Here is a 4,427-nt window from a genome sequence, read left to right on the forward strand (position 1 = left end):
CCCCCACGATCCCCACCTCGGCCACCACTCCGACCGCTCCCTCGCCCGCCGCCTCCGTGAACTGCTCGACGAGCGGACCGCACAGGGCGTGACCCTCGGCGAAGCCGCGGCGCTGGTCCACGCCCATCCCGCCCATCTCGTACGGGCGTTCAGCACCGCCTTCGGGATCGCGCCCCACCAGTACCTCACGTCACGACGGGTCGAGCACGCCCGCCGGCTGCTGCTCGCCGGGCAACCGCCGAGCGAGGTGGCCGCCCTCAGCGGCTTCTACGACCAGGCCCATCTCACACGACACTTCAAGCGGTTGGTCGGGGTGCCTCCCGGTCGTTACCGGGAATCCCTCCGCGCCCTCACCTGACCCGCAGCGCCCGCTGCGCCTCGTACAGGTTGCGCGGCCGTACGGCGTCGGCGTCCGTCGCGCCGTACAGCTCCAGGCGCGTGTGCAGATCCCCCGTGAAGTCGGGGCCGTCGATCTGGTCGAACTCCCGCACCGTGTTCACGGCCACCGTCGCGCTGTACGGGGCGAGACCGTCGATCTTGATCAGTCCGGCGCGCTCGTTGGTCACCCGGATGTTCCAGTGGGTGAAGCGGGCGCCGAAGAGCGGGCCGGAGATGGCGTCGCCGCCGTGGCGGCCGTTGTTGTTCACGGTGATGTCGGTGCGGACGTTGGCGAAGGGCAGGCCCTTGTGGGAGTCGAAGGTTCCCATCCGCATGTCGCCGCGTGACCAGACGTTGTAGGAGGACAGGCCCTCGACGTTGATGCCGTGCAGTTGGGTGCCCGCGGGCGCCGGGGTCGTGCGCTGTTCGATCGTGAAGTCCTCGACGAGGTTGTCGTGCGAGCCCTCACGGCAGAAGTACGGGTGGTGGGAGCCGCGGCCCGCCACCGTCGTACGGCGCAGGGTGCACGCGGAGGCGGCGACCAGGCCGAAGCCGTTGTCCACGTGGCGTACGACGACGTCGTCCACCCAGCAGTCGTACGCACACTGGAGCACGACCCCGTTGTGACCGAGGTCGAGGAGGTGCGGGGACTGCGGGGTCTCGGCCGCCTCCAGGGTGAGCCCTTCGACGCCCGCGCCGGTCAACTCCCTGACGTGGGTGGTCAGTCGCGGGTCCCACTCCGGGCGCAGGTCCAGCGGCAGCGGGCGCTCCAGGGTGACCTTCCTGCCGCGTACGCGTGCGATGCGGACGGGCCACTCGTAAGGGACGTACGACGCGAGCTTGGTGTGGTGGTCCCAGGGGTACGCCTCGGTGCCCGGGCCGCCGCCCGCCATGTGCTTCAGGAGGGTGTGGTCGGGGTCGTCGGCGAGGCGGAGGAGCACGAGCCGGCCGGGGCGCAGGCGGGTGGGGTCGGCGACCGTGATCGTCCAGGAGCCTCGGGGTGCCGGGTGGACCGTGGTCAGGGTCCGCCACTCGTCCCGCTCGTTGCCGGTCCAGCCCTCGAAGGGCCAGACGCCCTGCTGGATGGCGGTGACCAGTGAGTTCCAACGGGCTTCGGGAGCCAGCCAGATGAGGCCGCCCGCCCAGGACCACGACGACTTGTCGCCGCCGTAGCGGGAGCCGTACACGCCGATGAGTTCGGTGAGGTTCCTGGTGGCGTACAGCTTTGTACGGGTGCTGCCGGCGCCGCGCAGGACGACGTTGTCGTGGCCGACGCGGATCAGGCCGTCGATGCGGTACGTGCCGGGCGGGACGAGCACCGTGCCGCCGCCCGCGCGTCCGGCTGCGGCGAGGGCGCGGTTGATGGCGGGGGCGCAGTCCGTGGTGCCGTCCGCCACGGCGCCGTGGTCCGTCACGTCGGCCACCACGGGGTGGCGGGGGAGGCGCGCCGCCCCGCCGTGGCAGCCGGCGCGGCCGACGTACGGGATCTGCGGGTGGGTGAAGGGGGCGCGGTCGAACTCTCGCCAGAGGGCGGGGACTTCACCCCGGAGTGGTGCGGGTGGTGCGGGTGGTGCGATTGGGGCGGTTGCGGTTGGGGCGGTTGGGGTGCCTGCCATGCCCGTCACTCCGGCCGCCGCCGTGCCGCCGACGCTCCCGAGGAAGCCTCTTCTGGTCATGCCCTCGAACGTGTTGCTCATACCGCCCGCCTTCATGAATGTGAATGACGTTCAGATGCGCATTGAATGCGAGCATGACATGCGCCTACGGGGGCGTGAAGGGGCATGCACCAACTACACAGTGCAGCGAGCGCTACTCAAGGGACTCACAGGACTCACGGGACTCACGGACAAGGACCAGTGGCGGAACGTGCCCCGGTCGGCCTCAGTCGTCGGCCCGCTGGGTCAGATGCGTGAACGCTTCCAGGTTGCGGGTCGACTCACCGCGGGACACCCGCCAGGCGTACTCCCTGCGGATCGCGGAGGCGAAGCCGAGCTCCAGGAGCGTGTTGAAGGAACCGTCGGCGGCCTCCAGCACCGAACCGAGCAGCCGGTCGACCCCGTCGGGGGTCACCGCGGCGAGCGGCAGCTTGCCGACCACGTACACGTCCCCCAGCGGGTCGATCGCGTAACTGACGCCGTACAGCTTGAGGTTGCGTTCCAGGAGCCAGCGGTGGACGCGCTCCTCGTTCTCGTCCGGGTGCCGGATCACGAAGGCGTTCAGCGAGAGCGAGTGCCTGCCGACGATCAGCGAGACGGTCGTCGACAGCTTGCGGGTGCCGGGCAGCTTCACGACGTAGGAGCCGGACTCGGTGCTCTCCCACTCCAGCTCGGCCTCGGTGAGGACCTGCTCGATGATCGACGCTGCGTCAGCCATGGGGCGAGCCTACGGGACGTACCGGATCAGCGGAGTCGGCCGCGGTGAACGCCTCAGCCGTGATGCTCGCGCTGCCCACGGCGATAGCTGTGCATCGCCGCCGTGTAGACGTCCGCCGTGGCGGAGGCCGCCGTGCCCCAGCCGAACGACGTGGCGTGCCGGGCGGCGGCCGCGCCCATACGGTCGGGCAGCTCGGGACGGTCGGCGAACTCGCCCAGCACGCGCGCGTAGTCGACGGGATCGTGCCCCTGGACGAGGAACCCGGTGTGCCCGTCGCGCACCGCGACCGGGAGCCCGCCCACCGCGGCCGCGAGCACCGGCGTACCGGCCGCCTGCGCCTCTATGGCGACGAGCCCGAAGGACTCGCTGTACGACGGCATGACCAGCACGGACGCGGCCCGGAACCACTCCGCGAGCTGCGCCTGCCCGACGGGCGGCCGGAACCGTACGACGTCGGCGACACCGAGCCGCGCGGCCAGCTTCTGCAGCCCTTCGGGCTTGGCGAGCCCACTGCCGCTCGGACCGCCCACCACGGGGACGACGGTCTTCGACCGCAGCTCGGGCCGCTCCTCCAGGAGCACGGCGATCGCGCGCAGCAGCACGTCCGGGGCCTTGAGGGGCTGGATACGGCCCGCGAAGAGCGGGATGAACGCGTCCTGCGGGAGCCCGAGGCGGGCGCGGGCGGCGGCGCGGCCGTCGCCGGGCTTGAAGCGTTCGAGGTTGACGCCGGGGTGGACGACGGCGACCTTGGCGGGCTCGGCCTCGTAGTGCCGTACCAGCTCGTCGGCCTCCTCGGCGGTGTTGGCGATGAGCCGGTCGGCGGCGCGCACGATCTGGGTCTCGCCGATGACGCGGGCGGCCGGCTCGGGGGTGTCGCCCTCGGCGAGCGCCGCGTTCTTGACCTTGGCCATGGTGTGCATGGCGTGCACGAGGGGCGCCCCCCAGCGCTCGGCGGCGAGCCAGCCGACATGACCGGAGAGCCAGTAGTGCGAGTGCACGAGGTCGTAGTGGCCGGGGCGGTGACCGGCCCAGGCCTGCATGACACCGTGCGTGAACGCACACAGCTGGGCCGGCAGCTCCTCCTTGGCCAGTCCCTCGTACGGCCCGGCGTCGATGTGCCGTACGAGCACGCCCGGGGCTAGCTCCACGACCGGCGGGAGCGCGCCCGTCGTCGCCCGCGTGAATATCTCGATCTCTATGTTGATCTCGGCGAGGCGCTGCGCGAGCTCCACGATGTACACGTTCATGCCGCCGGCGTCACCGGTGCCGGGCTGGTGCAGCGGCGAGGTGTGCACGGAGAGCATCGCGACGCGACGAGGCTTGCGGTGGGGCAGCCTCAGCCGCGGGGGTGCCGCCGGGGAGCGACGCCCGAGCCTGCCTGCGAACTGGCTCACGAGGCGTTCCTCCTTGATGCGGGCGCCGTATGGGGGCGTCGTATGCGGACTGCCGTCTGTTGTGGACTGCCGTGCAGAGGGCACGGGCACCCTCTGGGGTGGGAAAACACCGGAGCCGGCCGAGGCATTTCCACTTTGCCGAATTATTACCGGGGTTCGCTCAACCGTTCGGGCGCTGCACGCCCTGCACGCCCTGCACGGGCTGCACGGGGTGCACGGGGTGCACGGGGTGCACGGGGTGCACGGGGTGCACGGGGTGCACGGGGTGCACGGGGTGCACGG

4 protein-coding genes are annotated in these 4,427 nt (G+C 71.4%); 1 reads left to right on the plus strand and 3 read right to left on the minus strand.

Going from position 1 to position 4,427, the window contains the following annotated elements; translation table 11 throughout:
- A partial coding sequence (locus tag FPZ41_RS45105; protein ID WP_152870559.1) for a helix-turn-helix transcriptional regulator occupies window positions 1-358 on the plus strand: 358 nt, incomplete at its 5' end.
- Here the strand turns inward: FPZ41_RS45105 and FPZ41_RS45110 are convergent.
- The 3 genes from FPZ41_RS45110 to mshA form a co-directional block, all read right to left on the minus strand.
- Entirely contained in the window at window positions 351-2,075 is a 1,725-nt protein-coding gene (locus tag FPZ41_RS45110) for a glycoside hydrolase family 55 protein (RefSeq protein ID WP_228023443.1), read from the minus strand. The two genes, FPZ41_RS45105 and FPZ41_RS45110, sit on opposite strands and share 8 nt — an antisense overlap.
- A 184-nt stretch (window positions 2,076-2,259) precedes the next feature.
- Window positions 2,260-2,751, minus strand: coding sequence for a type III secretion system chaperone family protein (locus FPZ41_RS45115; RefSeq protein WP_152870561.1), 492 nt, complete (start codon window positions 2,749-2,751; stop codon window positions 2,260-2,262).
- Between the two features lie 53 nt (window positions 2,752-2,804).
- Window positions 2,805-4,145, minus strand: a complete 1,341-nt coding sequence (mshA, locus tag FPZ41_RS45120; protein ID WP_322621544.1) for a D-inositol-3-phosphate glycosyltransferase — start codon at window positions 4,143-4,145, stop codon at window positions 2,805-2,807.
- Window positions 4,146-4,427 lie beyond the last annotated feature (282 nt).

The sequence above is a fragment of the Streptomyces acidicola genome (assembly GCF_009377235.1).
Lineage (GTDB): Bacteria > Actinomycetota > Actinomycetes > Streptomycetales > Streptomycetaceae > Streptomyces > Streptomyces acidicola.

Bases quoted from the DNA above. Each gene is read 5' to 3' on its own strand.
- FPZ41_RS45115 (WP_152870561.1), bottom strand. From the start codon at position 2,751: ATGGCTGACGCAGCGTCGATCATCGAGCAGGTCCTCACCGAGGCCGAG.
- FPZ41_RS45110 (WP_228023443.1), bottom strand. From the start codon at position 2,075: ATGAGCAACACGTTCGAGGGCATGACCAGAAGAGGCTTCCTCGGGAGC.